The organism is Arthrobacter sp. efr-133-TYG-118, from assembly GCF_030209755.1.
Taxonomy (GTDB): domain Bacteria; phylum Actinomycetota; class Actinomycetes; order Actinomycetales; family Micrococcaceae; genus Arthrobacter.
The window spans coordinates 256,713-278,649 of record NZ_JARVRH010000010.1 but is presented as its reverse complement, the minus strand read 5'-3'; the positions used below and the strand labels follow the sequence as shown (position 1 = coordinate 278,649).

Genomic DNA, 21,937 nt, shown 5'->3' with positions numbered 1-21,937 from the left:
CGAATGAGCGAAATAGGGGACAACCTCGTCCTCGGCCGGTGGGGTTCCTCAGACGGGGAGCTCCGTGCGGCTATCCCGGAGTCCTCGGGATTCGGCACCACGATGCCCAGCCGTGCCCTGGTCCTCGCCCTGAAAAGGAGCAGGACAGGTGCTCCCTACCTGACCGCTGCATCCGAACCGTCAGAGAAAGAGGGCTGGCGATTGCTCATAGGAAATACCCCAATTCCCGCCGGAAGTCCCCCTCATCCCGTTGCGCCAGCGGAAACGGTGACGTTGCAGTTCGAGATCGAAAGCGGCGACTGGGTGAGCGTGCTTGCCGCGCATATCAAGTCCGTCCTGAGCGGGCCAAGCGAAGACGTCCAGGTTGATCCCACCACTGATCCTCCGCCGGTTTCCGTCCTCCGTGACGAGATAGCGCAGGAGGTGCACACCAGCCTCTTTGGCAATGCCACGGAGAATTGGCCCGACTGGGCCAAAGCCATCGCCGCCCTCACCGTCCGTTACCAGCGCTCCGATCTGTTCAACGCTTATCCGCACCTAAAGCTGGCTTCCCGGATCAACTGGATGGACGCTGTTACACACTGCATGGGCCGCACACAGAAGAACGCCCCGAAGTATACGGATCCGGAAGATATCCTCAGCTGTCTTTCCCGCCCCCTCAAAAGGCACAACTACAGATTCGATGAGGTATTCACCCTCTCCCCGTCCACTTCCACAGACAGGGGTGTGTGGCTCAACGAGCTAACCGCCCTCCTCGTGAAACGGGCAATTGTCACCGAGGATGCTTTCGAAATCGTCGCCCTTGCCTTCGCCGCCGCAGACGAGCACGAAAAGAACCGACCAGCCGAGCTGGAAAAGAAACGACAGGAGAAGAGCCGGCGATGACACTATGCAATCCCATATTCGAATTCGTCGCAGACGGAGCACAGCTCAAAGGCCCCCGCTCTGAACAAAACGACGCCTACGCCTTCAACCCACAATGCCTAGTGCTGGCCGACGGCATGGGAGGCGGCTACGGACCTGGCGCCGTAGCCGCTCAAGTGACCGCCTACTATGAGTCCCTGCAACCGTCCACTCCATATTCGGGACGACTCGAGGAAACCCTTCGCCAGGCCCCGGGCGACCTTGGACATACATTGCTGGGCCTGGGCCTCGATGACGGCAGTACCGTCTCCGCCGCGCTGCTCGACGCCGATGGCAGCCTGTGGCTCACCAACGCCGGAGACAGCATGAGCATGCTGATCCGCGGGGGCGAACTCGTCTACCGGAGTCCACTGCACAATGCCACCTTTGCGGGCAGGGAGGGTGCTCCGCCGTCCATCAATCCCCACAGTCTGGCCAAGTTCATAGCTCCGATGCGCTCGTTCACCCCCGAACTTGTCCGCTTCACCCCTCATGAGAGCGACATCGTCATCCTCATGAGCGACGGCATCCACACCAAGGTCACGAAGGGAGAGGTCCTGCAGATCGTCGCGAGCGAACGTCTACCCGGTTCGATCAGCTATGAAATCCTCGCCCGCGCAGCGTCAAAGTCTCTGAAGGACAACGCAACATGCGTCGTCGCAGCCATCCACCAGACGAACGGACATTCCCGATGAGCGATGCCCGAACCGATCCCCTGCCACACGCCGAACGCACTGAAGAGACAGCCCGTCTGGGCAAATATGAAGTGCAGTATTCGCGGGACATAGCCAACAGAGCAAACCTGGCACATGACAAGTCCCCGTTCCTTGCGAAATGGCAGGGCAACCTCCCCCCGGGGGCCCCCGACCGCATCGTCTGCAAAGAGTTCCGTCTCCCTGAAAACGGCCCGGAAGAACAGCAAAAGGTGAAAACGAACCAGGACAGGGAGAAAAGGGCGTATGAGATCATCCGGACCATCCCACCGAACGGCGGCGGCCGCTGGCTGATGCGCTGTTACGGTTGGGACACAACGGACCCCGCCGTGTGGAAGGCGGTCTTCGAACAGGCCGGGCCGAACAGTATGGCCTACTCGCAACAGCTGGACAGATCTGAGCTGGTCAGCTTCGTTGAGGTTGTCCTGCTGTGTGCGCTCGACGCTGTCACCGAACTCGCCCGTCACGGGGTGTACACCCGGGACATCCACCCTGGCAACATCATGCTGCCCCTCGGCTACACAGAACCGGGTCAGCCGAGTGTACCCGACCACGTTATCCTGGGCGACTTCGACCATGCCTACATGATCGACGATCCCGTCACCGAAGGATTCGGAACCGGCATGGCCGTCACCACCTCCCAGGAATCCCTCCTCGATTCAGTTAACCAAACAACCGACCCACGTAATGGAGAGATCGATGAGCTCTTCCGCATAGCCGCCACCTGCCACATCCTCCTAACCCAGGGAAAAACTGTATGGCGCAAGAATGAAGAAGCCATCGAATACAAACGCCAGAATTTACGGGCGGAGGATCTGCTGAAGCAAGAATACGTGCTGTTTCCGGATCAAGAGGCGCTACGGGATGCCGGCGCTGACCTTCATCGAGTCCTAAACGTTATGCTTCATGACAAGCGAACGGAGCGGGAGCGCGCTATCCAGGGCCAGGACTACAAGGCCGCCCTGGAAAACATCAAGGCTCGGAATCGGAATCGGCTTCAGGGAAGGGCCAATCTGTCGCGGATCGAAGAACCGACCCAGTACGTCGGGTCCTCGCCCTGGAGCGACGACTATTCCCAGTGGTACATCCCGTTGAATCCGGCGCGGCGCCGCGCCCAGTCCAGGAGGAACATCGTCTGGGGTGATGGCTTATGGGGACGCCTCAGCCGATTTGCCCGCGTCGCACGCGGATGGTCTTTTCTCCCCGCCCTGCTCATCCCCCTGGCGGTTACTGGAGTCCTTACCTTCTGGCCGGGCATCGGGCTGCTCAGTTCTGTCCCGCATGGACTTCCCGACTGGCCCGGCGGCGCATGGACTCCCGTTCAAATCATTGTGGCGCTTGCGATCACCGGGGCATCTTTGCTGCTCGCTCGCCCGGCAACCAGGTGGCTCTGGGGAGCGGGCATCGGAATCATCGGGGGCGTGGGCGCGTTCACAGTACTCCTTGTCCCCGGCCTCCTGATAGCGGGATTGGAGCAATTTTTCTACGGCCAGATGACTTATTCATGGGAGCACCAAGACTGGCTGCCCTGGCAATGGGGGTTTGTGGCAGACGCCGGAGTAATCCTTGCACTCCTCGTCATGCTGGCACGATTGCGGGCACGACCCCGGGCCCTGAAAAGCCTTCTGGTGCTACTTGTTGCATCGACGCTCATCGCTGTTGGCGGCGGGATTGCCGCACCAATCGTCAACGCCAACACCACCACACTGCTGGGCGGCCCTGCCTCCTGCGTCAACCCCCTGAACTTTGTCATAGTCTCCCGTAGATTCTGCGTTCAAGACACCGGTACCTGGACAGTTGTTACCGCTTCGGCTTCGTCCGACTCCATGTGGAAAGCGTTGACATGGGGGGCTGCTTTCAAGAGCTCAGGCAATGATCCTGTGAATGAACTTCAAGTGGCCCTGTTAGATCCTGATATTCCCTGTCTGACGGAATACGTCTCAGTCACAACGGCCACCCCGCAGCTGCGGCTACCGGACCATGTCTCGGCTCCACTTCTCGACGGAAAGGACCAAGTGCTCAAGACCGTCAACTTGGTGCGAACAACCGCGGACGGCAAGGAGCAGCGCGTGGTTGCCGGGGCGAACCACTTCGCCCATTACACAGGCGAAAGCGTGCTCGAAGGCTCAAAGGTAAGTTCAGTCGATGTCTACTCACCTTATGCACTGTCCAACGGCAGCTCCGGACGAGGGTTTTACGGTTCGACCGACGTAGGAGTGTATGCCGTGCAACGCGGGTGCAACGCAGCCGATGCGATCAAAATAGCAAACCAGACCAACGAGTTGCTTTCCAGCATGAGGATGGGAGATGACGGAGGCCTTGACAATACCTACTTCCGATCGGACCCCGACGCGCTGAGCCGCGCAGGAATGAAGCTGGATTATCTCTTCGTCCCGGTGGACGGCTCTATTCGGCCAACCTCGAGAGATTACAGTCCGCCACCATTGGGTGTGCGAAATCAGATCGCGACTACCGAAATCAAACTTTCCGGGACTGTGGCGATCCTTGCCCTTGTTCCTTCAGGAGACAACGTTAATTGGGGGGTGCCGGACGCGAACCATCCCGGGTGGACCTCTGTTCCATCATCAACTAAGAACAACAAAGAACCAGCGATACCTGACACCGTCTTCTCTAAGTTATTTGACACAGAGACGGGAAAAATCCGGGTGACTGTTGACTTCCCAACCGATCCCGCGCCGACAGACTCCGCCAAGAGCGCTCTGAGCAGCCTGCTCTCGCGGATCGAGGTCAGGATTCCTGCGTCCGCAACTTCCGCTACCCCCACCAACTCCAAGTAGGAATCATGGTTCAAAGAAGACTCGTGTGTACCGTCTGCCTCGAAGCTGACCTGGACATAGAGAAATGCAAATGGTCAAATCCTCTCAAACAGGACGAAGGGTACGCCCCTCCCGTCAAAAAGCGGACCCAAAGCCACGCGGCAGCCAGCGGTGCGTATGGCGCCTGGAAGAGCAACGGCTGGGTTCTGCACTGCCCGAAGGGCCATCTGCTGCCGCCCGAATCGGATGAGCGCGAGATGCTGATCATGGGGCTTTTTGGAGAGAGCGCCGCCGGAAAGACTGCATTTCTGAAAGCAATGGTGCGCCAACTGGACATCGAAGGCGCTCTGGAAGACCTGGGGATATTTGGTCGGCTGGCGCCGGCCTTCAAACAAACCTATAAGGATGAATATCTCAACAATAACGAACCCACCCATCCGGTTTACGACGCTCCGCGGAAACCGGTCATCATGGAGCTCACCATCGAAGGGCGCGAAATCAATCTCCTCATTTTCGACAGCTCCGGTGAAGAAGGCGAGACCGATTCCAAGGCACACGAACAGTGGAAATTTGCCCCCGTCGCGGACGCACTTCTGTTCTTCGCCCCTCCAGCAACGCTCGGCGATCTCCCCGAGAGTGTTCGCCAGCGCGGAGGCAACGCAACCCAGACACCGGAAGGCACTCGGAACAAATTCCAAGAGGTGCTCACAGTTGCCGAGAGCAATGACCGGTCAGACTCGCCTCGGCGGAAGGGCGTCCTGCCGATATTCGTCCTGTCCAAAGCTGACCAGCTCGCTCATGCAACCGGATTTCCGGAAGGCCTCTTGAGCTCTCGCAGGCATAGCGGCCGGACTGTTCGCGACATCATGGGGGACATCAATCGTGAGACTCCGCAACTCCTCGATTTCGTCCGGATGGGGGGCGGGGATTCGCTCTTAAGGAAAGTGCTCAGCTTCAACGGCATAGGTCGCTGCATGACTGTCAGCGGGACCGGAACCGACGATGGTTCTACAGGGAGTGGCTCCTCAGTTAGAACAGGCGCTTCTGACCGCTGCCTGGATGCTTTGTTGATGGTGCTGTGGGAGCGCGGGTTCTTGAGGGTGGTGGCCCGATGACTGGCGTCCTTTCACCCGAAGCCACGCAGAACGTAGGTGAGGTGCGTTTGGAGCAGCTGATCTACACTTGGGCCAACCAAACTCTGACCGGTCAGGGGTTCGGTGTTGTGGGTTGTTCGCCCGGTTGGCCTATCCGCGGGGAGCACAATCAAGGGGGCCTAGGGGGCCAGGTCAGATACCTCCGGCAAGGAGCGGCGTCGCTGATTCGCGAGGGCAACGCCGCACCCGAGGCTGTTGCTTATCGTACGGACCCGGAAATAGGCCGGATCCTGCTCGTCAAGTTATACCTCGGCCAAGACTCCCACGGCCGCGACGGTCGATACCTCGTCCACGCCCTCGCCGACCGTGGCAACGTTCTGAACCCGCTAACGGCACTATTGCTCGCCTGCTCCCCTGCGATAGTACGGTCCTGGCCTCTCGACGCGGCGCCGAACAAACATCTCCCGCCCATCATCCTGCCTCTTTCGCCCGCTCCCGCTCCTCCCCTGGAAGCGGAAGAGCGGGAGCAGGTACGAGTCATTCTCGAGGCCCTCCTTGACTACATCGCCGCAGGCACGCGCTCAATTGTGATTTCACAAAATGCAACCCGCGTCCCTGTCCTCTTAGCCCACGCTTTGGGCTGTTTGCCTCACCGGATGCAGGACAAAATATCCTTCTCCACTTTTGAAAGCTCTCCACGAGACTGCGGCGATGCACTAATCTTCGCTTCCCCTTCCTACAGCGACTGCCGCTCCATCGGGCGTGATCAGACCATACGGCATTTGCCGGCTTCCCCGGCAGACGTGACCGAGTCGAAATTCACGGAACTCAGCCGCGATCTCATAGAACGAACCTCCGAAACGCGAGATGAACTTCCGGACCTCGAGACCGTGCGCGGGCTCGAAAGCTATCTCCGGGCCGAGACATATTTCTCTAAAGAAATCCAACAACTCAGCCCGGAGCAGACCATAGAGTTGTTCGGTTCGCCGCTCGCTCACCGCTGGCTTAGCAGACCCCATGCCATCCAGGCAGTGCTGGCGGCAATCAAGAGCCAAGATAGACCAATCCGTTCCTGGCTTCGACCCGAACAACTCGAGCCGAAGTCGCGACGGGCTCTTAGAGAAGCTCTTCTCGAAGCCATCATCTCCCGTCCCTTTAGTTCCAAAGATCACGGCACCGGTGAAACAGATCTCGTACAGGCTTTCCTCACGCTCGGTGGGTCAACGGTCGAGCTCGAACAGGCGGTCTGGGACAAAATCATCGAACCCGCCATACTGAATCGCTCGCTAGAACGCGCAACGATCGACCGCTACCCCTGGGTGATTCAACAGAATCTGGACCGCTTCCAAGGGCCGATTCTGGAAGCGAGCATTGAGTGCGAGAGCCTGATTGCCCTCACGAAAGATCGATGGCACCCCATGAGCCATCGGATGATCTTGCGTTCCTGGGTAGACCCCGGCTATGCGCGCTCGTATGACAAATATCTGGAACAGCTCTATCAGCGGTTCCAGCCGGAAATCCTTGGCCTCCTCGAGGCCGAACTCCAGAACACACCCACCGCATCTCGCTGGGCGGAGAGGATTGCGGCTCTACCGCCGGAACAATCCCACGCACTCATGTACCTGCTGACAGAGCACTGCGACCTCGGTCAGGGCTGGTTGTTTGACCTTGTCCGTTCCCCCGACCTCGACCGGTCCAATTCCGTGTGGATACTGGCCGGGTATTTGACTCGCATCCTCATGGAGGAAGGCCTCGCCCCCGCTGAAGACAGACCAACCCTTCCATCACACGCGCGCCAAAAAGTACCTTGGACACGCCTCGGCATCATCTTCCTGTCCGTCGGCATCGGGATGATCATTGCACGAACTTTTCAACCTTCAGGCACGATGGTGACACTGGTTTTGGCAATCGGGTTTGGCAGCTTTGCGATAAATCTCCTGCTTCGTCCACTCATCAGCCGGCGGCTCCGAAAACCTCGAATGAATCGACGCCGGTAACGATGGCAAGACCGGCGTCATAAGCAATGACCGTAAGCACGATTCTTCGGTTTTCATTACGCATCAGGTGCAACACCGCTTTCAGATCCAGAGGTTGCGCGAGCCCGGAAACCCGGTTGTCAACCACCGTGAGCCCATGAGGAGGATCCCGGTTCGAGGCAGGAAATGTGGCAGTCCGGCACGCCGGCCGTGCTCGAGCAATGTCTGCTCCCAGTCAATGACAGGTGCCGTGATGATCCAGCCCATGACGATGGCGCGATGCCGAGACCCAGCCAAGAGCTTCAGTGCAATGGTCGCTCCCATGGACCAGGTGGACAAGAGGACCTTCCTGGCGCCGTGGGCAACAGCAAATTCGAGCGCAGCGTCGAACTCGCGCCACTCATCGAGCCCGAAATAATGACGACCATCCTCCGTCGGTGGAGCGTCCCGGTCCCCGGAGTAGCAAACGACCATCTGCGTTGCTCCCAGCTCAGCGAACACCGGAGCCGCGCGTAGACATGCTGCCTGTCGGCCGCCCAGACGATGCACATGGATGACCCATATCTCCGGGTCGCCGACAAGAAGCCAAGCCGGGGCGGTCCCTCGTTCTACTGGGATGAATACCTCTTGATAATCCATGCCAAGATCGCCGGGGACCTCGAAGCCATATCCGGACCAGTAGCCGTGAGTAGCTGAGCGCGAAGCAGGCCTGTAGACGGACTCGACCTCACGAACCACGCTTCTCGAGGTGAAGGAGACAACTCGGCCGATGCGGGCGTGACCCGTTCCCTGGCCCGTGTAGAAGCTGAAAGCCCCAGGAGCAATCGTTCCCGGCGTTCTCGTCAGCTCAACGGTGTTCGCATTCCACGCGATGATCGGAAGCGCGTTGTCGCGCTTCGAAGCCGAATGAATTGCACAGGGGGCCAGAGGACCTCTCCGACTCCTGTTTCCTCCCGTGCCAGCTCTGCTGGCTTTGAGCCGTCTACCGCAGGTTCAGCGGTCGTCGCCCCACTCTTCATTGGTGCGCCCGCAGGGCGTCCACCTGTGGATACCGGGCGACGAGCGCAGTGGCTCATCTTCTCTGGGCGAAGCGAATGGGCATGCCGAGCCCAGCGAGGTGAGGGAGCGCCAGCGACCGGGACAAACCCGTCGGCTATGCCGACCAACACGTCCTCGAAGCGCAGCGGAGAGGCTGAGCGTAGCGAGGGTCCGCAGGACACGTGTTGCCAGGTTTGCTTATGCCCTTTGCGTTTACAGCCGCTGTTCCACGGCCGGAGCGTTAGCGGAGGTCTGGAACGCACGTTTATCAGGGGAATTCGTTGGTACGTACCGGTTCGGAGATCGTCATACATTTCGCGAAGCGAGTGTACGAACCGGGACTGTTCCCCTGCTATCTGGCCACTTTGTTTGTTCGCTCTTGTGGTGCCACTTGGCACCGCCGTACGAATGCCTGTTCGTGGCGTCGTGAGGAACGAGCGACGGTTCTCATCACCCTCGGAACGGGTCTGCTCCCCTGGGCGCTGCAGCACCTGCTGGCACGCAGTGCCGACGCCCGGTGGCCTTGCCGTCACAGCCGTGCCGCTGGCGGCTCCACCCTTCGTTGCGGCTGTGGATAACGCTGTGAAACGACCTCTCTTTGCGCCGCGCAGCGGCTGTCGCTCCATCGTTCCAGCCCTGCTGGACCATCTACACCGTATGGGTGCCGTCGTGGTTCCCCGGCGTCTGATCCTTTTGCCTGGCGAGCTGTGCGAGCCGCGTCGCCGGGGAGCCTGAGCTCGGGCATCGTGCTCCGTCACTGTGGTTCGTCTGCGTTGTCTTCGCCCAATGTGAGGCAACGCTTTTAGCATCGCGCCAGAGGTCGAGTTCGCGCCGTCCGATAGGACGACATGTGCAGCTTGCGACCCGTCCGTGCAGAAGTCGTCGGCGCATCATAAAGAGAGAGCTACCAACTCCTGGGCAGCTCTGCTCTGTCGTCGGCACCACCACGCAACGGCCTGCCGATCCGAACGGCCACAGGGGTGTCTTCCAGCTGCGCCAGGGAGGAAGCAGTGCGCTTCCACGGGTCGTCGCTTCCTTGTTTCCTCCCTGGCACAGCGGGCTGCATGCGTCGGGCGCAGCCCGGTCGCGCTCTGTGTGCGGGCCTCCGGCCGAACGGATCGCACCCAGCCATCGTGGTCGCGGCAATCTGCCATGCGGTGCTGGGACAGTTGGCTGCACGCGGTTCCAACTGCTGGTCTATGTCAGGGCTCATGGTGGCCTCTCCGAGCCCACCATGAGCCCCATAAGTGACCAACCACCACGCGATGCCGGTCGTCCAAGGTGTCGATTTGGCGTTCTGTAAGGTGTCTGGCCATATCTGGGTCTATTCATGGTCCTAATTGAGACCACGCTGCGTGACCATGGGCCGCGTGGTGTTATCGCCGGGACCACCAAGAGACCACCGATGGCGGGAGACGTCGGCACTGGTCTTTCAGAGACCATTTGATGGCATTGCGAAAGACCACTGAATGGTCTATGCTCGACCATATCGAATAGCGAACCTAATGGATAGTGAATCGCGAGCAACCAGTGGGGGGTTGATGCTTCATGGGGAGCATGAGTGAACGAGCGGCAGCAGCGGTGGTCTCGGTTGACCTCCCTAACGGAGACCCTGCGGTCGCCTCATGGCTACGCGCGCAGACGGATGTGGCAGCTTCGTTGCGGGTGCTGATCAATACGGATGTCGCCGACTACGGACAGCGTGATGTCCTGGCCCGCGCTGTTCTGCCCACACTGGCGGTGGCGCGATGACGAGTCCTGAAGAGCTGCGCCGCCTGCGTTGGAGTGTCCCTGCGGCAGACGTCTCAGTGAATGAATGGCTTGACGCACAGGCTTCAATCTCACATTCTCTGCGGCTGCTTATCCGCGAGTCGATTGAGCGCGATGGGTTTATCGATGTGACGTATAGGCCCGTGAAGCAGCTGCCACGGCGTGGTCGCCCACCGCAGGGGGAGGTCGATGAGGAGAGCCGCGCCCCGCAGGATGCCGGGCTTGATGACGCGGATGTCGAACCAGTCGGCACTGCGCCTGAGCCCGAGGAGCAGCCAACGCCGCCTGTAAAGGAGGAATCAGTAGAGCTTGCGCCGGATTCCCCAGCACCACAGGAGCGCTCCGGGCCGCCAAGCGGCCTCAAGGACATGCTCGGCATCTAGCAGAGCGACCGACTGCTCTCCCCCGGTGCACAGCAGCACTCACGTTTCCACTGCGACAGACGAGACAAAGGACTTTCACTATGAGCACGAACACCATCCATCTCACCGGCGGCATCGACGTCGGCAACGGCTACGTCAAGGGCACGATCCTCAATACCAAGTCGGAAGCCCGCGACACCATCGATCTGCCCAGCGCGGTGGTGGCTACTCCGCGGCAGAGCCCGAAGGTGCCGATGGAGGATCCGACCGCGGTCGAGGTCATGGCGGACACGGAGCTGGACTTCTACAACCGGCTGGACTGCTCGCTGACGACGCCGCTGATCAGTGACAGTGACCGCCGGATCTTCGGCCGCTCCGCCCTGAGCGTTCGAGGCTCCTCGTTCACCGAGTTCGAGGTCCACGACGGGCACGCCAGCAAGGCCGAGCAGCACCTCAGCAAGATCCTGGTGCTCGGCGTCTTCGCGGCCAAGGCCCTGCGGGATTACGTCCGCGAGCACGGCGCGCTCCCCGATCACGAGCTGCGCGTCAAGGTGCGCACTGGTCTGGCGCTGCCGATCTCCGAGTACGTGGCACGGCGGTACTCTTATGCTGCCGAGTTCACGGGTGTCCTGGGCAGTCAGGACCCGACGGTGCACCTGGTGACCATCAAGAACTTCAACACGCCGGTCTCGGTGCGCCTCGAGTTCGTCGATGTTCGGGTCATCGCCGAAGGCGCGTCGGCGCAGTTCGCGATCACGGAGAAGGGTGCGCCGCTGGCGCAGCTCCTCTTGGAGGATCTGCGGTCCCGCGAGGCAGGTGTCCTTGAGGGGGTGACCGCCGGCGACCTGGTCGCCGCGCAGAACACCATCGGCGTCGACGTCGGCGAGGGCACGGTCAACTTCCCGGTGTTCACCGGTGGCCGGTTCAATCCAGAGGCGGCAACCACGTTGGACATGGGCTACGGCACGGTGCTGGCGAATGCGATGGACCGCATGGATGAGGCCGACCTGCGGTTCACCAGCCGCAAGCAGCTCGCGGACTTCCTGCAGCTGGTGCCGTCTTCGCTCCAGCGTGGCCGTCACCAGCGCGCGCAGGCCCTCGTCGAGCCGGACGTGAAGTACCTGGTGCAGGCGATCACGACCATGTTCAGCGAGGCGCTGGTCCAGTCCGGCGAATCGACGGAAGCTGTCTACGTCTATGGCGGCGGCTCCGGTCCGATCAAGGAGCTGCTGTACCCCGCGCTGCTGAAGGTGGCAGCTGACATCCCGGTGCTCTACCTGGATGCCAGCTACAGCCGCTACCTGAACCGGGAAGGTCTGTTCCTCGCGGCACGCTCGGTTGAGCAGGCTGCCGAGGCGGACCAGTCCACGCCGCAGACCCGCCGGGCAGCCAAGAAGCAGGAGGCGGCCTGATGAACAGCAATGAACTGGCACCGGAGTCCAACGAAGAGTTTGTTCGCCTCTGGAAGCGTGACGCCGAGCGTGTCGCGAAGACGTGGCTTGCCGACATTCAACGCAACCGGGTCCAGCGCGGCGGTTCGCCGTTGCTTGAGGACCGCGAGCTCGAATTCCTCAGGTCGATCGTCCGGATCTTCGGGCAGCTAAGCCCGGCCAGCCAGGAGCTCTGGAAGGCGACGGCCGCCATGGCATCCATCGTGCAGGGTCAGCTTCCGGAGATCGACGAGGCTGAAACCACTGTGGCGCACAGAAGTATCGAGATCGGCGGCCATGTCTATCTCGACGAGGACGTTTGCGATGGCACGCAGGTGCCGCCGCGGGCCTATATCTTCGAGGCGTACGACTCGGATGCGCCGGCGGATGCGAACTGCACCATCGTCGATGTCCTGACCGGCGACTGGACTTTGCGTGGCTTCGGCGAGCTGGTCTCTGTCAACCTATCAGTCGAGGCGCGCTGAGCCGTGGCAGCGCCGGTCAACTACACGACGAAGATCTCGGCGGCGCAGACCGTCGCCGAGATGCAGGCCCTGCTGGCGCAGCACGGGGCACGCCGGATCAGCGTCGACTACGACGCCTCCGGCGTGCCCAGCTCGATCGACTTCGTGCTGGGCACGCCGCACGGACAGCGGGCCTTCTCACTCCCGGCCAGCGTCGATCGCATGCAGCGGCTCTTGGCCGCCGAAGACACAGCTGGCCGCCTGAAGTCCGGGAGCAAGGCCGAGCGCACCAGCCGCGCCCAGGCTGAGCGGGTGGCTTGGCGGGTCATGAAGACCTGGCTCGAAGCGCAGCTGGCGCTCGTGGCCGCAGAGATGATCGACGTCGACCAGGCGCTCCTGGCGTTCCTGCAGGTCGATGGCACCGGCCGGACACTCTACGAGGTCTACAAGGAGCGCGAGAGCCTGGCGCTCTCCCCAGGAAGCAACGACAAGACGAAGGACTGAACGAATGATGGCTGATCCCGAGCACAAGACTCTGGCCAAGGCGTTGACCGACGAGTTCGTGAGCGTTTCGCTCCTGGCAGTCGCGCGGATAACCGACGAACGCTCTGCTGTGTTTGTCACGACCGGCGGCGACCCCGCTCAGGTCCGGATCACCGTCGACGAGCAGCGCTATGCCCGACAGATCGCGGACCGGGACCACGCGCATGAGCTGACGCTGGACACGCCGGCCCCCGACGTAGAGCACAGCTGATGGGCGACTACCCGGCGATCACCTTAGCCGGGCGCAACTGTCACAAAGTCATGCAGAGTGGACGGAAGGCCAACACGCATGATGTATCGAGCGAAGGCTTGAGCAAGGTGCTCCTTGTACGGCGGGACGAGTCGCAATCGCTCTCCACTCTTGAAAGCAACTTCCGTCAAAAGAGTTTTCGGCATCGAAAACAAGTTGTGGAAATCGACCAGTGACCAGGCCAGTCCGGGGGCCATTTGCCGCTCTTGTAGCACCGCGTAAGGCGGCAGAACACCGTCAACGGCAGCCTTACGGAAATTCTTACTCTTTATTGTGGGGTTCCTCTCCCCTTCCCTGGCGACGAGTTCGGCATAACTCGTCACCGTTGCAACTAGAACCTCATCAACCTTATTGTTCTCTAGGTCGCACGTTTGTGTTAGAACGATCACGTCAATCTCTTCTTCGATCACCTCCGCGATTGTTTCACCGTTTTCGACGAGAGACCGTTCAACGCGATAAATGGGGCAGCGAAAGAAGATGTCTCCTTGTTCGAGCCCCGCTTCGTGCACAACTTCGTACCAAGATTCAGACATTCTCTGCCCCGAGCCAGGTCTCCAGTTCCTGCTGACTCTCAGAAAACTGCAACACGCGCTCACGCTTCACAACTCGGGCGCGAAGCTTGCGCAATCGAGTTGGAGCGCGAGAGACCGTGACGTCCTGAGGTTCGAGCTCGGTCGCAGCCCCGAAACGAAGCACAGAATTCGCAATTAAGAGTCGATAATCAACTTCCGAACCCAACTGCGACAGCGCAGAGCTTGCTGCCCGAGTGTAAGAACCTTCCTCACTAGGGCGCACCGTGACAACAGTTCCCACGACAAGACTTGGCAAAACCGCCATGGAAATCGCGTATGTTCCAACTTTGGAGAGGGCCCTGCTGGCCGGGTAGCTGCTTCCTTCCATCACTTCAGTCGATCTCACCGAATTGCTCCCTCAGCCGATCCCTAATTAACCCCTCGAAAGCCTCTGTTTCTTTTGCCTTCAAATCGTTCAACGCAGCCCGCGCTTCCACAAAGTTCAATGCCTGATCGGGGCTAGCAGTGAGGTCAAGATCCAGAATAAATCTCGAATGTGTATCTGTCGATTGGGTTGAAGCCCAGGTAAACGCCAACTTCGCGGGTGCGTCAGGGTAGACGACCTCCACACGGTCAAGAAATCCCGTGAGTTGCTGCGGAAAGGAGGGTGGCAATTGAAAAGATATTGTCATGTATTTGCCTAGATCAACCTCGGACTCAGCGATTTCAACCTGATTGATATACCTAACACTCGTTTCGCTGAACTTTGTTTCGGGAGGTAGGACGTCTGCTAGTCGGTTGAGATTTTCAAACAACCGGCCTTCAAGAGATTCCCACCCTTCATACGGCGGGAGAGAGTGCACAGATATCGCTTCTGGACCGACTACCAAGAGGCGATCGCGCGCTCCCGTAAGAAAGACCATTTCCTGGGGGCCCGTGCTGAAAGACAAGCTAGCGCCTGGACCGGTTCCCTCTCCACCAGCCTGCGCCACATCGGCGCGCATCACGTTCCTAGCTTCAGGTGCAGCAGGATAAATGTCCCGAACTCTCTCGTAAAGGAGGCCCGGGGTCGTAATGGCCCATTCCAGTGGCTGAGCAAACTTCAAACGAGCGATTGCTTCAACCACCGGCGGCTTCGAATAGCGTCTACGAACCTTTTCAGCCTGAGTCGTCACAGTATTCGCACCCACGTCCAGATCATGCACCTAGACTACATCGACCCGAACGAGCCCAGACGCGGCGCGCAGACGCTGGTCTACCCGTTTCCCCGCTTGGACGATTTTGGACGCCAAGCACTTCCAACCCACATCGGCCGCAGAAGGCACAGACCCCGCCCCTCCGGGGTCCACCTGAGCTCCAATTCATGAGCCCTCGCTACGGCCACCACGCGTGAACCGGGGCGACGCAACCTGGGAATGCGACAAGTTGTAAATACACCGCCGAATACGGGGAATCTGGTACGCAAGCCAAACATGCAAGACACTCTCTTTGGCGAGTCGCCGGCGGATGCCACTTAGGGGATGGGAGAGTACGCTTGCCCTCGACATTCCGAAAGAAGAGACGTCTACAGAAGGGATACCGCCATGGCAGACCAGACTCGTAAGCCTCCGGTAAAGCGTCAGATGCACTATGACCCAAGTGTCATGGGGGTCTGGAAGGGATTCGGAGGCGACCTGCACCCATGGTGCGGTCAGAGCGAGTCCATCCTAGTCACTAACGTCACCGAAGCGGTGGATTGTCTGAAGTGTCTTCGCAAGATGGAGCAGTCGGCTACCTAACTGAGGATCCGCTGAACAGTCGTGCCAATATCGTTGGGCATGTAGATGATTCACGCCTGGATGTAGGCGTTCAAGGCGACTGAGCCGATCGAGAAAGGCATTGACCAACGCCCCAAATTCTCGATTCGCTGCCCCTCGCTAGCTATAAATCCCTATTCGGGCGGTAGTGTCGCCACATGGACTTGGAAGACATTGCTGCGATAGGTCAAGAGCCAACACCTTCGGCAATTGCGTCATTCCTCGTGGCTCATCTAGAAGTTCATGGAGCTACGTCAAGATCAGATCTTGTCCTAGCGGTAGAGCGAGAGTGGGCCTCCGTGGGCGGTAAGGAAATTCCGCGGGGTAAGACGACGCTGAGGGTGAAGAAGGCGCTGGCCATGCTTGGGGGGCAAGGAATAACTCAAAATCCAATGCTTGGTATATATCGATTAGCGGTTCGTGATGAGGGCCCTGTGGATGTGAGTACTTCAAACGTCGAGTTGCAGACCAATGGCTATGCGGATTCCTCCAGTACAGACTTTTCCGAGGAAGTGTTGGCCCAGGACACCGAGGCAGAGTCTGAGGCAGATGCGTGTGTTGGCACCGGCGACCAGTATGTATATGCGTTTTACCTCCCCACATATCGGCGCATAGCCGAAGTGGAGGGCCACCTACGGTGGCCAATAAGAGTTGGTATGACAACTACAAGCGTCGGGCAGCGGATGGCTGCGCACCGGACTTCTTTGCCCGAACAGCCCCGCCTAGGATTGATTGCTCGAACGGATAATGCAGCTCTTCTAGAGCGAGTAATTCAAGGCATCCTAACAATGCGGGGACTTAGGGCGGAAGACGCAGGAGGGCCGGATTGGTTCGAGACTAACCCGGACGAATTGGCGGCGATATACGCCCAAGTGGTTGGAACGGGCGACGGCGCCCCCACCTAATCAACATTCTCGTAGACGAGACACTTCAGCAAGGCGAGCTTGGTGGCCCCGCTAGCCTGATGGGGTCATATTTACAATTTGTGCCGAAGGCGGCCCTTCTCTGCCGGAAGCCTTCCTTGATGATTGCTCGAGCGTTCCTTGGCTCGAGGTAGAGCCGGATCGCGGTCATGGCGTTCTCGACCATGAGCCGGATCAGCGGCATCGCGTGGAGCATTCGGTCCGCCTCGGAGAGCTCGATGATGGTCCGCATCAGGTTGACCGCATGGTTCGCGAAGCTCCAGATGAACGGCCCCCCCGCTTTGGACGTCGAACTCGGATTTCATGTTGAAGGGCTTTTCCCGCGACCGGTCCCAATGACCGATCATCTTGCGGGCGTACGCGCGCATCTCTGAGAGATCAGAGAAGCGCGCGTGCATGATTGCTTCGTTGTAGATTTGGCCGCTCAACCTAGCACTTCCGTTATCGACATCGCTTCGGGCGAGCATACATTTCTCGACCGCAACCATGATGAAGCAATGGCTTTCCCAATATGGGGACCTCCACCGGATACTTGCGTTTGCATTCCACATGAGGCCTTGTTCGAACTCAACCGATCCGACACGCTCCTTCCTCCCACACGTTTGGCCGGACGAGGGCCAATCTTGGAGGCATGGCAAACTTCAGGACGCGTGAAGAGGACCGGAAGCTAGTTCGGGTCGAAGGCCGGGAGGACATCGGCGAGATCATTGACCGTGGACACAACGTCGGGACGTTGCAGGGCATCTACTGCGTTGGGGTTCACTTCCCGAAGGACGGACTTTGCGCCTACTACGCGATTGACAGGGTGACCTACGTCACCGCCGACGGCACTCCCACGAGTTGCTGACGGCGTCGCCGCGGATGCGATTGTTCTCAACGGCCATGTGCTCGTTATGGAGCGCCTGGCTCGCGATGCAGATCTCCACCAGCTCTGTTACCTCAGAGACCGGAGCGTCCAGCGGGAGTGAGTGGCTGTATTGTCGATCCGCGATCTGCCAGGTCAACATAGCGGATCCATTCGGAGACGGCGATGGTCAATCGCTTTGCCCTCCGGCAGAGCACCAGACCAGAGCACCCGCTGGTGGTGCTGAGCGATCCGTTCGAAACAGCGCGCTCATGCTGCTCCTCACCTGCGTAGCTGCCATCGCAGGAGCGGGCTGCAATATCATTGTTCTTGCACTTCTCCTCCCCGTTTGGTTCCTCCTCATCGTCTTGTCCGCGAGCATTGGTGCGACGCTTTGGGTCCGGTACCAGCGACTCAGAACGAACCGGACCAGAAGACATGATGCGCGGGTGCTCGGCCGGTTGGTCCCGTCCGAGTGGCAAACAGCTCCAAGTGCACCCTCATCCGGACCTCCAAGTGTTGCTTACATCGGCTAGAAGCAACACTGAGTGTGGTCCTGATTCAGACCGTCTCAACCAACCGGCGAGTCGTGAGGTGGTCCTGATTCAAGCCGTCACCCCGGTCCTGAATCAAACTGCCATTTTCAGATTTGGGGACTTGGATGAGACAAGACTCGGCTGGAGTTTGTCAGAGACCTGGAAGCCACGGTTCTGAAGCGTTTGTGTAAAAAAACGCGGCGCACAAAACTAACTCAGCCTGACGGCGTATGCTTTACGCATTTAGCACAACTGGTCATCTGGAGTGTTTATGCCGCTAGAAGAAGTCAATGCCGAGATCGGCCTCCCGTGGGGGCTGGGCAAGGTGGGTGGCACTTGGCGACCGGATGACGCCGAACGTTCAGCTGCGTGGGAGATGCTGGTCGAGCTCTCCACGCGCATTGCCCTAGCTGAGATGCGCCCGGGAGAAGGGCTGCTCCGGGAGGCTCTGACATCGCATTACGCCCTTTTCGATGTGACGCGCGACGTGCTCCGACGGCACGGGGCGGCTACAGCACACCCGGACTTCGCCCGGAAGAGTACCGTTTCTTTCGCTGCGCTGTCGATCTCGATGCTGAATGGCGCCATCAGGCCCCTGCTCGCATATTGGCACCCAATGCTGCGTGACTATGAGGAGCGAAAACCTGCGGAAATCAGTTCGATCGATTGGGAGCGGCAGTGGGATAGGGCCGAGATGCTGCGCAAGGAGCTTGCTGATGTCCGTAGCACGCTCCTTTCTTACGCCGGCCTGATCGCGGACGTTTGCGATGCCCGGCCCGTCTTAGGAGCCATCGATTTCACGCCGCCGCGACCGCCCGGCCAGTCGAGGAATGATCCATAAGCTGGCCCCGGTTGTCGGCTGAGCGTTAGGCAGCTCACACCCATCCGGTTTCCTGACCAACGTCTGCAGCCACCTGCTGCTGGAGCTCTTGATAGTGGCGCTGCTCATCCGCGCGGCCCAGGATGCCGAAGGATTCTGCGAGATCGCCGAGTGCCTCGGCGTAGAATGCACTGTTCTCGCCGAGCTCCTTGCGCCAATATTCAGTCAGGTCTTGCTGGCCCGGAATAGCTTGCTGCGGGCCGCCGCCTCGAGCCAACATGATGAGTTGCTGGCGCCGCGCCCGAAGCGTCAGCCGGTTTTTGGGGCCGAGCGCGTTCATCATCAGCGGGACCAGGTCGTCGAAAATGGCTGTCGCCGTCTGCGGAGCACCCGCCGTCCCGATGAGGGTCGCGCGATTGTGCTCAGCCAGCAGGGTGGCGCCGTCATCGGCCGGCAGTCGAACCGAAGCGGTCCTGCAAGCTAACTCGTGCAGGTCGAGGGCACGCTCGTACCGTCCCGCGCGACGTAGCATCTCCCCTGCTGACGCGAGTGCGTTGACCACGGATCTGGGGTCAACTGAGTCCGGAATCGAGTTAAAGGCAACTAGTTCATTGTGGATTTCTTCGTCCGGTGGATCGGGCAAGCGGACTAGTACGGAAAGCAGACGGACTCTAGCCGTCCAGGTAGCCCCGTGGTCCGTGCCATACAGGGCGCGGCGACATTCCACTAGTTCGCGTGCCAAGGGTAGTGCCTTTGATGGATTTCCGTCGCGTATCAGTCTATCGATGAAGTTGCTAAGGCTGGTCAGCGTCGTCGTGTGGTTCTTACCGAGCACTTGGGTGCGGCGGGCAATGAGGTCGGTATACGCCGCGATTGCGTTCGAGTACGGCTTTGGAGTAATCCCTTGGGCGAGCAAGCTATGTAACGAGAACAGGGTGTGTGGATGCTCGGAACCCAGCGTCCGAAGTCGGCGCTCGTAAGCGTCGAGGTGAAGCCGTCGAGAACGGTCTGGGTCCACGCTGAAGGTTGCGTTGGCTAAGTTATGTTGAATAGTCAGCGCGTCGACGTCATCAGCCCCATATAGACGCCTCATTGCCTTTAGTACCACCTCAAGATCCTTGGCTTCGGAGCCGGGCTTGATCTTTCCGAGATCGAGTGCCAAATCGGCTGCCACGGTAAGCGATGACCGCGTTTCCGCTCCGCCGCTCTCCAAACGGGCCTTCTCGACCGCCAGGCCATGGATCTGCGCGGCCTCGGGGTAGCGCTGCTCGACATGCAAGAAACGGCCCAAGGCCCGCAATGTGCGAAGGTCAAAGGTGTCGTCCGGTGACCGTGCTTCGAGGGCAAGGGATGCTCCGAAAGCGGCCAGCCGGAAATTATTGCGATGGGTGACGATGTCTTCGACGTCCCCAAGGCTTTCAAAGATCTGGGTTGATACGTCCTCAACGACGGCAGCGTGGAAGGCCTCAGGATTTTGAACGTACTGCAGGGCAGAGAGGCCGACCAAGCCATGCAGTTCGATGGTATCTGGATCCAAACCGCGGACTAAAGAGAGATTTAGTAGCTCGCCCAGCGCTTGGCGAGTCCCGGCGGTGGATAGTTCCCCGTTTGTGAAGTGCCGCACTACGGAGAATAGAGTTTGCACTGGCAGCGGTCCCACATTAACCGTCGCGGCAACTGCGAGAAGCATGAAAGCATCCTCCTTAAGCCGGCGTATGCTCGGCGTAAATGTGGCCATCACGCTGCCCGCATGGCCGGTCGGGGAGACGGAAGTCCAGGCATTGCGCGCCGCCTCCTCAACTAGGGATAATTCGTCTCCTGGCCTACCTAGTTCGGCAAGCAAAGAGCCGGCGGAAGAGCCGGGCATGGCGACTAATGCGCCGACGACGTCGACCGCCAGTGGCAGGTTACCTAGTTTGGCAATCAACCTGAGGGCATCGTTCTTGTCTGCATCCTCCGCATTGTGCCTCTGGGCCAGGAGCAGCTCGATGGCCTCTTCGTTGTTCATAACCTTGAGCGGCAGATTGGGCACGTGCCGATAGGTAGACCCTTGGGTAGTGACAACAGTTCGGCCACCTCTGATCGGTGGCAGCACGGAAGCAAACTCGGCGGCGGATAGGCCCGGTGGGAGATCGTCGACAACCCAGAGGAAGGCCCCGTCGAGAGCGTCGAGATGACGGGCGATGACATCGTCATGGCTCGGAGGCGGGACGTTCACATCGGTGTCACCCGGACGGATCTGGAGCGGACGCAACTGACGTGCAATGAGTCCGAGCTGAGTCTCGAGTATAGGCCGGATGTGCTTTGGACCTTGCACAGCCTCGACTGGGGTGTTGAGCCGGAGCCAGAAGATTCCGCCTCGGTAGGCTGCGGCGAAGCGGCTGGCGTATTCACGTACTAGTGCGGTCTTGCCCAAGCCACCCATGCCCCGAACGACGACAGCAGGGGGTACGGGGTCTCCACCCGCAACAGCAGGCGGTGGCCGTAGCAGGTCGTCCAACCTCCACAGGTCTGACGCGCGCCCCACAAATCGATGGAACCTTGACGGCGGGTCACCGTACCAAGGCACCGCATCCGCATCGATAATCTGTGTGAAGGTGCCGTGTGTCGCATGAGCGCGATCGGCAATTCGACGGGTCAGCGCAGCCCAGCCCTCCTTGTTGTCCGCGAGCGGCACCTCCACAATCAGGTTCGCGCGCAGGGACGTGGGCAAGATGTGTTCGATGGCGGGCTCGGGGTTGATAACGAAGACGCGAGAGGGATCGACGGCTACGGCAGCCGTGAGCTCCCAATGGCACGCCCTCCGGCTGGCGTATGCGTCAGAGTACCAACACAAGAACAATGCTGACTCGGCCATTCCCGCCCGAACTCGATCTCCGATTGCATCAAAGTCCTCAATATCGGCGTCGTCAAAGAAGACCTTGATTCCTAACTTCATGAGACAGTCGCGCAGCATGGGAGCCAGCCCGCGACGCGGGTTCTCCGCCACGCGCGATGGACTCTGATCGAGCCAGGCATGGCTCAGGAATACGACTCTAGATTCGGCCATACCGCCTCTCTCGATAAGGTTTTGAAACAAATCTTCCAAGATTTCTAATCCGGTAAACTCTGTCCACCATGCCGATCGAAAGATCCGCTGGCCAGCAACCGGCACCAAATCTATTCGAAATGGTGCACTCTGCTGGC

At 59.8% G+C, this 21,937-nt stretch carries 21 protein-coding genes and 1 pseudogene; 16 read left to right on the top strand and 6 right to left on the bottom strand.

What is annotated here, in order from left to right; genetic code table 11:
* Positions 1-3: 3 nt before the first annotated feature.
* From QRN59_RS10140 to QRN59_RS10120, 5 genes are read left to right on the top strand one after another with little or no spacing between them, the layout of a single operon-like run.
* Entirely contained in the window at positions 4-885 is an 882-nt protein-coding gene (locus QRN59_RS10140; RefSeq protein ID WP_284982384.1) for a hypothetical protein, read from the top strand.
* Positions 882-1,598: a PP2C family serine/threonine-protein phosphatase gene (locus QRN59_RS10135; RefSeq protein WP_284982383.1), complete on the top strand. Its 717-nt coding sequence runs from the start codon at positions 882-884 to the stop codon at positions 1,596-1,598. Before QRN59_RS10140 ends, QRN59_RS10135 begins: the two co-directional genes overlap by 4 nt.
* Positions 1,553-4,414 (top strand): protein kinase family protein, encoded by a 2,862-nt coding sequence (locus QRN59_RS10130; RefSeq protein WP_284982382.1) that lies wholly within the window; start codon positions 1,553-1,555, stop codon positions 4,412-4,414. The genes QRN59_RS10135 and QRN59_RS10130 overlap by 46 nt, the downstream gene beginning before the upstream one ends.
* A 23-nt stretch (positions 4,415-4,437) precedes the next feature.
* Complete coding sequence (locus tag QRN59_RS10125) at positions 4,438-5,508, top strand: TRAFAC clade GTPase domain-containing protein (protein ID WP_284982381.1); 1,071 nt, start codon at positions 4,438-4,440, stop codon at positions 5,506-5,508.
* Complete coding sequence (locus QRN59_RS10120; protein ID WP_284982380.1) at positions 5,505-7,484, top strand: GAP1-M domain-containing protein; 1,980 nt, start codon at positions 5,505-5,507, stop codon at positions 7,482-7,484. The genes QRN59_RS10125 and QRN59_RS10120 overlap by 4 nt, the downstream gene beginning before the upstream one ends.
* An 81-nt stretch (positions 7,485-7,565) precedes the next feature.
* On the opposite strand, the gene QRN59_RS10115 is transcribed toward QRN59_RS10120, so the two are convergent.
* On the bottom strand, positions 7,566-7,937 hold the full coding sequence (locus QRN59_RS10115) for an alpha/beta fold hydrolase (RefSeq protein ID WP_284982379.1): 372 nt from the start codon (positions 7,935-7,937) through the stop codon (positions 7,566-7,568).
* Between the two features lie 75 nt (positions 7,938-8,012).
* Here QRN59_RS10115 and QRN59_RS10110 point away from each other — a divergent pair, with 75 nt between their 5' ends.
* Entirely contained in the window at positions 8,013-8,159 is a 147-nt protein-coding gene (locus tag QRN59_RS10110) for a hypothetical protein (protein ID WP_284982378.1), read from the top strand.
* 36 nt (positions 8,160-8,195) lie between these two features.
* Here the strand turns inward: QRN59_RS10110 and QRN59_RS24640 are convergent.
* Positions 8,196-8,288, bottom strand: a pseudogene (locus QRN59_RS24640) (DUF8805 domain-containing protein); the annotation flags it as partial.
* Positions 8,289-10,058: 1,770 nt separating this feature from the next.
* Between QRN59_RS24640 and QRN59_RS10105 the strand changes: the two are divergent.
* The 6 genes from QRN59_RS10105 (at position 10,059) to QRN59_RS10080 (ending at position 13,281) form a co-directional block, all read left to right on the top strand.
* Complete coding sequence (locus QRN59_RS10105; protein ID WP_284982377.1) at positions 10,059-10,253, top strand: hypothetical protein; 195 nt, start codon at positions 10,059-10,061, stop codon at positions 10,251-10,253.
* Positions 10,250-10,654: a hypothetical protein gene (locus tag QRN59_RS10100; protein ID WP_284982376.1), complete on the top strand. Its 405-nt coding sequence runs from the start codon at positions 10,250-10,252 to the stop codon at positions 10,652-10,654. The genes QRN59_RS10105 and QRN59_RS10100 overlap by 4 nt, the downstream gene beginning before the upstream one ends.
* Before the next feature lie 80 nt (positions 10,655-10,734).
* Complete coding sequence (locus tag QRN59_RS10095; RefSeq protein ID WP_284982375.1) at positions 10,735-12,045, top strand: acetate and sugar kinases/Hsc70/actin family protein; 1,311 nt, start codon at positions 10,735-10,737, stop codon at positions 12,043-12,045.
* On the top strand, positions 12,045-12,548 hold the full coding sequence (locus tag QRN59_RS10090; protein ID WP_284982374.1) for a hypothetical protein: 504 nt from the start codon (positions 12,045-12,047) through the stop codon (positions 12,546-12,548). The genes QRN59_RS10095 and QRN59_RS10090 overlap by 1 nt, the downstream gene beginning before the upstream one ends.
* A gap of 3 nt (positions 12,549-12,551) precedes the next feature.
* Positions 12,552-13,031, top strand: coding sequence for a hypothetical protein (locus QRN59_RS10085; protein WP_284982373.1), 480 nt, complete (start codon positions 12,552-12,554; stop codon positions 13,029-13,031).
* Between the two features lie 4 nt (positions 13,032-13,035).
* Positions 13,036-13,281 carry a hypothetical protein gene (locus tag QRN59_RS10080; RefSeq protein WP_284982372.1) on the top strand — a complete coding sequence of 82 codons (246 nt, stop codon included), beginning with the start codon at positions 13,036-13,038 and terminating at the stop codon, positions 13,279-13,281.
* A gap of 23 nt (positions 13,282-13,304) precedes the next feature.
* Here the strand turns inward: QRN59_RS10080 and QRN59_RS10075 are convergent, their stop codons facing one another.
* Entirely contained in the window at positions 13,305-13,853 is a 549-nt protein-coding gene (locus tag QRN59_RS10075; protein WP_284982371.1) for a hypothetical protein, read from the bottom strand.
* 371 nt (positions 13,854-14,224) lie between these two features.
* The gene (locus tag QRN59_RS10070) at positions 14,225-15,022 is read right to left on the bottom strand and encodes a TIGR04255 family protein (protein ID WP_284982370.1); all 798 of its coding nucleotides are present in this window, start codon (positions 15,020-15,022) and stop codon (positions 14,225-14,227) included.
* A gap of 764 nt (positions 15,023-15,786) precedes the next feature.
* Between QRN59_RS10070 and QRN59_RS10065 the strand changes: the two genes are divergently transcribed.
* The 3 genes from QRN59_RS10065 to QRN59_RS10055 all read left to right on the top strand — a co-directional run bounded on the left by QRN59_RS10065 (position 15,787) and on the right by QRN59_RS10055 (position 17,398).
* Positions 15,787-16,533, top strand: coding sequence for a hypothetical protein (locus QRN59_RS10065; RefSeq protein ID WP_284982369.1), 747 nt, complete (start codon positions 15,787-15,789; stop codon positions 16,531-16,533).
* A 167-nt stretch (positions 16,534-16,700) separates the two neighbouring features.
* Positions 16,701-16,925, top strand: coding sequence for a hypothetical protein (locus QRN59_RS10060; RefSeq protein ID WP_284982368.1), 225 nt, complete (start codon positions 16,701-16,703; stop codon positions 16,923-16,925).
* Positions 16,926-17,182: 257 nt separating this feature from the next.
* Positions 17,183-17,398, top strand: coding sequence for a hypothetical protein (locus QRN59_RS10055; RefSeq protein WP_284982367.1), 216 nt, complete (start codon positions 17,183-17,185; stop codon positions 17,396-17,398).
* Here QRN59_RS10055 and QRN59_RS10050 read toward each other — a convergent pair.
* On the bottom strand, positions 17,367-17,558 hold the full coding sequence (locus tag QRN59_RS10050; RefSeq protein WP_284982366.1) for a hypothetical protein: 192 nt from the start codon (positions 17,556-17,558) through the stop codon (positions 17,367-17,369). The two genes, QRN59_RS10055 and QRN59_RS10050, sit on opposite strands and share 32 nt — an antisense overlap.
* A gap of 644 nt (positions 17,559-18,202) precedes the next feature.
* Between QRN59_RS10050 and QRN59_RS10045 the strand changes: the two genes are divergently transcribed.
* Entirely contained in the window at positions 18,203-18,772 is a 570-nt protein-coding gene (locus QRN59_RS10045; protein WP_284982365.1) for a hypothetical protein, read from the top strand.
* Positions 18,773-18,806: 34 nt separating this feature from the next.
* Here the strand turns inward: QRN59_RS10045 and QRN59_RS10040 are convergent, their stop codons facing one another.
* Positions 18,807-21,905, bottom strand: a complete 3,099-nt coding sequence (locus QRN59_RS10040) for a tetratricopeptide repeat protein (protein WP_284982364.1) — start codon at positions 21,903-21,905, stop codon at positions 18,807-18,809.
* Positions 21,906-21,937: the final 32 nt, after the last annotated feature.

Excerpts from the sequence above, each read along its gene's own strand:
- QRN59_RS10140 (WP_284982384.1), top strand. The coding sequence starts at position 4 with ATGAGCGAAATAGGGGACAACCTCGTCCTCGGCCGGTGGGGTTCCTCA.
- QRN59_RS10135 (WP_284982383.1), top strand. The coding sequence starts at position 882 with ATGACACTATGCAATCCCATATTCGAATTCGTCGCAGACGGAGCACAG.
- QRN59_RS10130 (WP_284982382.1), top strand. The coding sequence starts at position 1,553 with ATGCGTCGTCGCAGCCATCCACCAGACGAACGGACATTCCCGATGAGC.
- QRN59_RS10120 (WP_284982380.1), top strand. The coding sequence starts at position 5,505 with ATGACTGGCGTCCTTTCACCCGAAGCCACGCAGAACGTAGGTGAGGTG.
- QRN59_RS10115 (WP_284982379.1), bottom strand. The coding sequence starts at position 7,937 with ATGGTCGTTTGCTACTCCGGGGACCGGGACGCTCCACCGACGGAGGAT.
- QRN59_RS10110 (WP_284982378.1), top strand. The coding sequence starts at position 8,013 with ATGGATGACCCATATCTCCGGGTCGCCGACAAGAAGCCAAGCCGGGGC.
- QRN59_RS10105 (WP_284982377.1), top strand. The coding sequence starts at position 10,059 with ATGAGTGAACGAGCGGCAGCAGCGGTGGTCTCGGTTGACCTCCCTAAC.
- QRN59_RS10100 (WP_284982376.1), top strand. The coding sequence starts at position 10,250 with ATGACGAGTCCTGAAGAGCTGCGCCGCCTGCGTTGGAGTGTCCCTGCG.
- QRN59_RS10095 (WP_284982375.1), top strand. The coding sequence starts at position 10,735 with ATGAGCACGAACACCATCCATCTCACCGGCGGCATCGACGTCGGCAAC.
- QRN59_RS10090 (WP_284982374.1), top strand. The coding sequence starts at position 12,045 with ATGAACAGCAATGAACTGGCACCGGAGTCCAACGAAGAGTTTGTTCGC.
- QRN59_RS10080 (WP_284982372.1), top strand. The coding sequence starts at position 13,036 with ATGATGGCTGATCCCGAGCACAAGACTCTGGCCAAGGCGTTGACCGAC.
- QRN59_RS10075 (WP_284982371.1), bottom strand. The coding sequence starts at position 13,853 with ATGTCTGAATCTTGGTACGAAGTTGTGCACGAAGCGGGGCTCGAACAA.
- QRN59_RS10065 (WP_284982369.1), top strand. The coding sequence starts at position 15,787 with ATGGACTTGGAAGACATTGCTGCGATAGGTCAAGAGCCAACACCTTCG.
- QRN59_RS10060 (WP_284982368.1), top strand. The coding sequence starts at position 16,701 with ATGGCGTTCTCGACCATGAGCCGGATCAGCGGCATCGCGTGGAGCATT.
- QRN59_RS10055 (WP_284982367.1), top strand. The coding sequence starts at position 17,183 with ATGGCAAACTTCAGGACGCGTGAAGAGGACCGGAAGCTAGTTCGGGTC.
- QRN59_RS10050 (WP_284982366.1), bottom strand. The coding sequence starts at position 17,558 with ATGTTGACCTGGCAGATCGCGGATCGACAATACAGCCACTCACTCCCG.
- QRN59_RS10045 (WP_284982365.1), top strand. The coding sequence starts at position 18,203 with ATGCCGCTAGAAGAAGTCAATGCCGAGATCGGCCTCCCGTGGGGGCTG.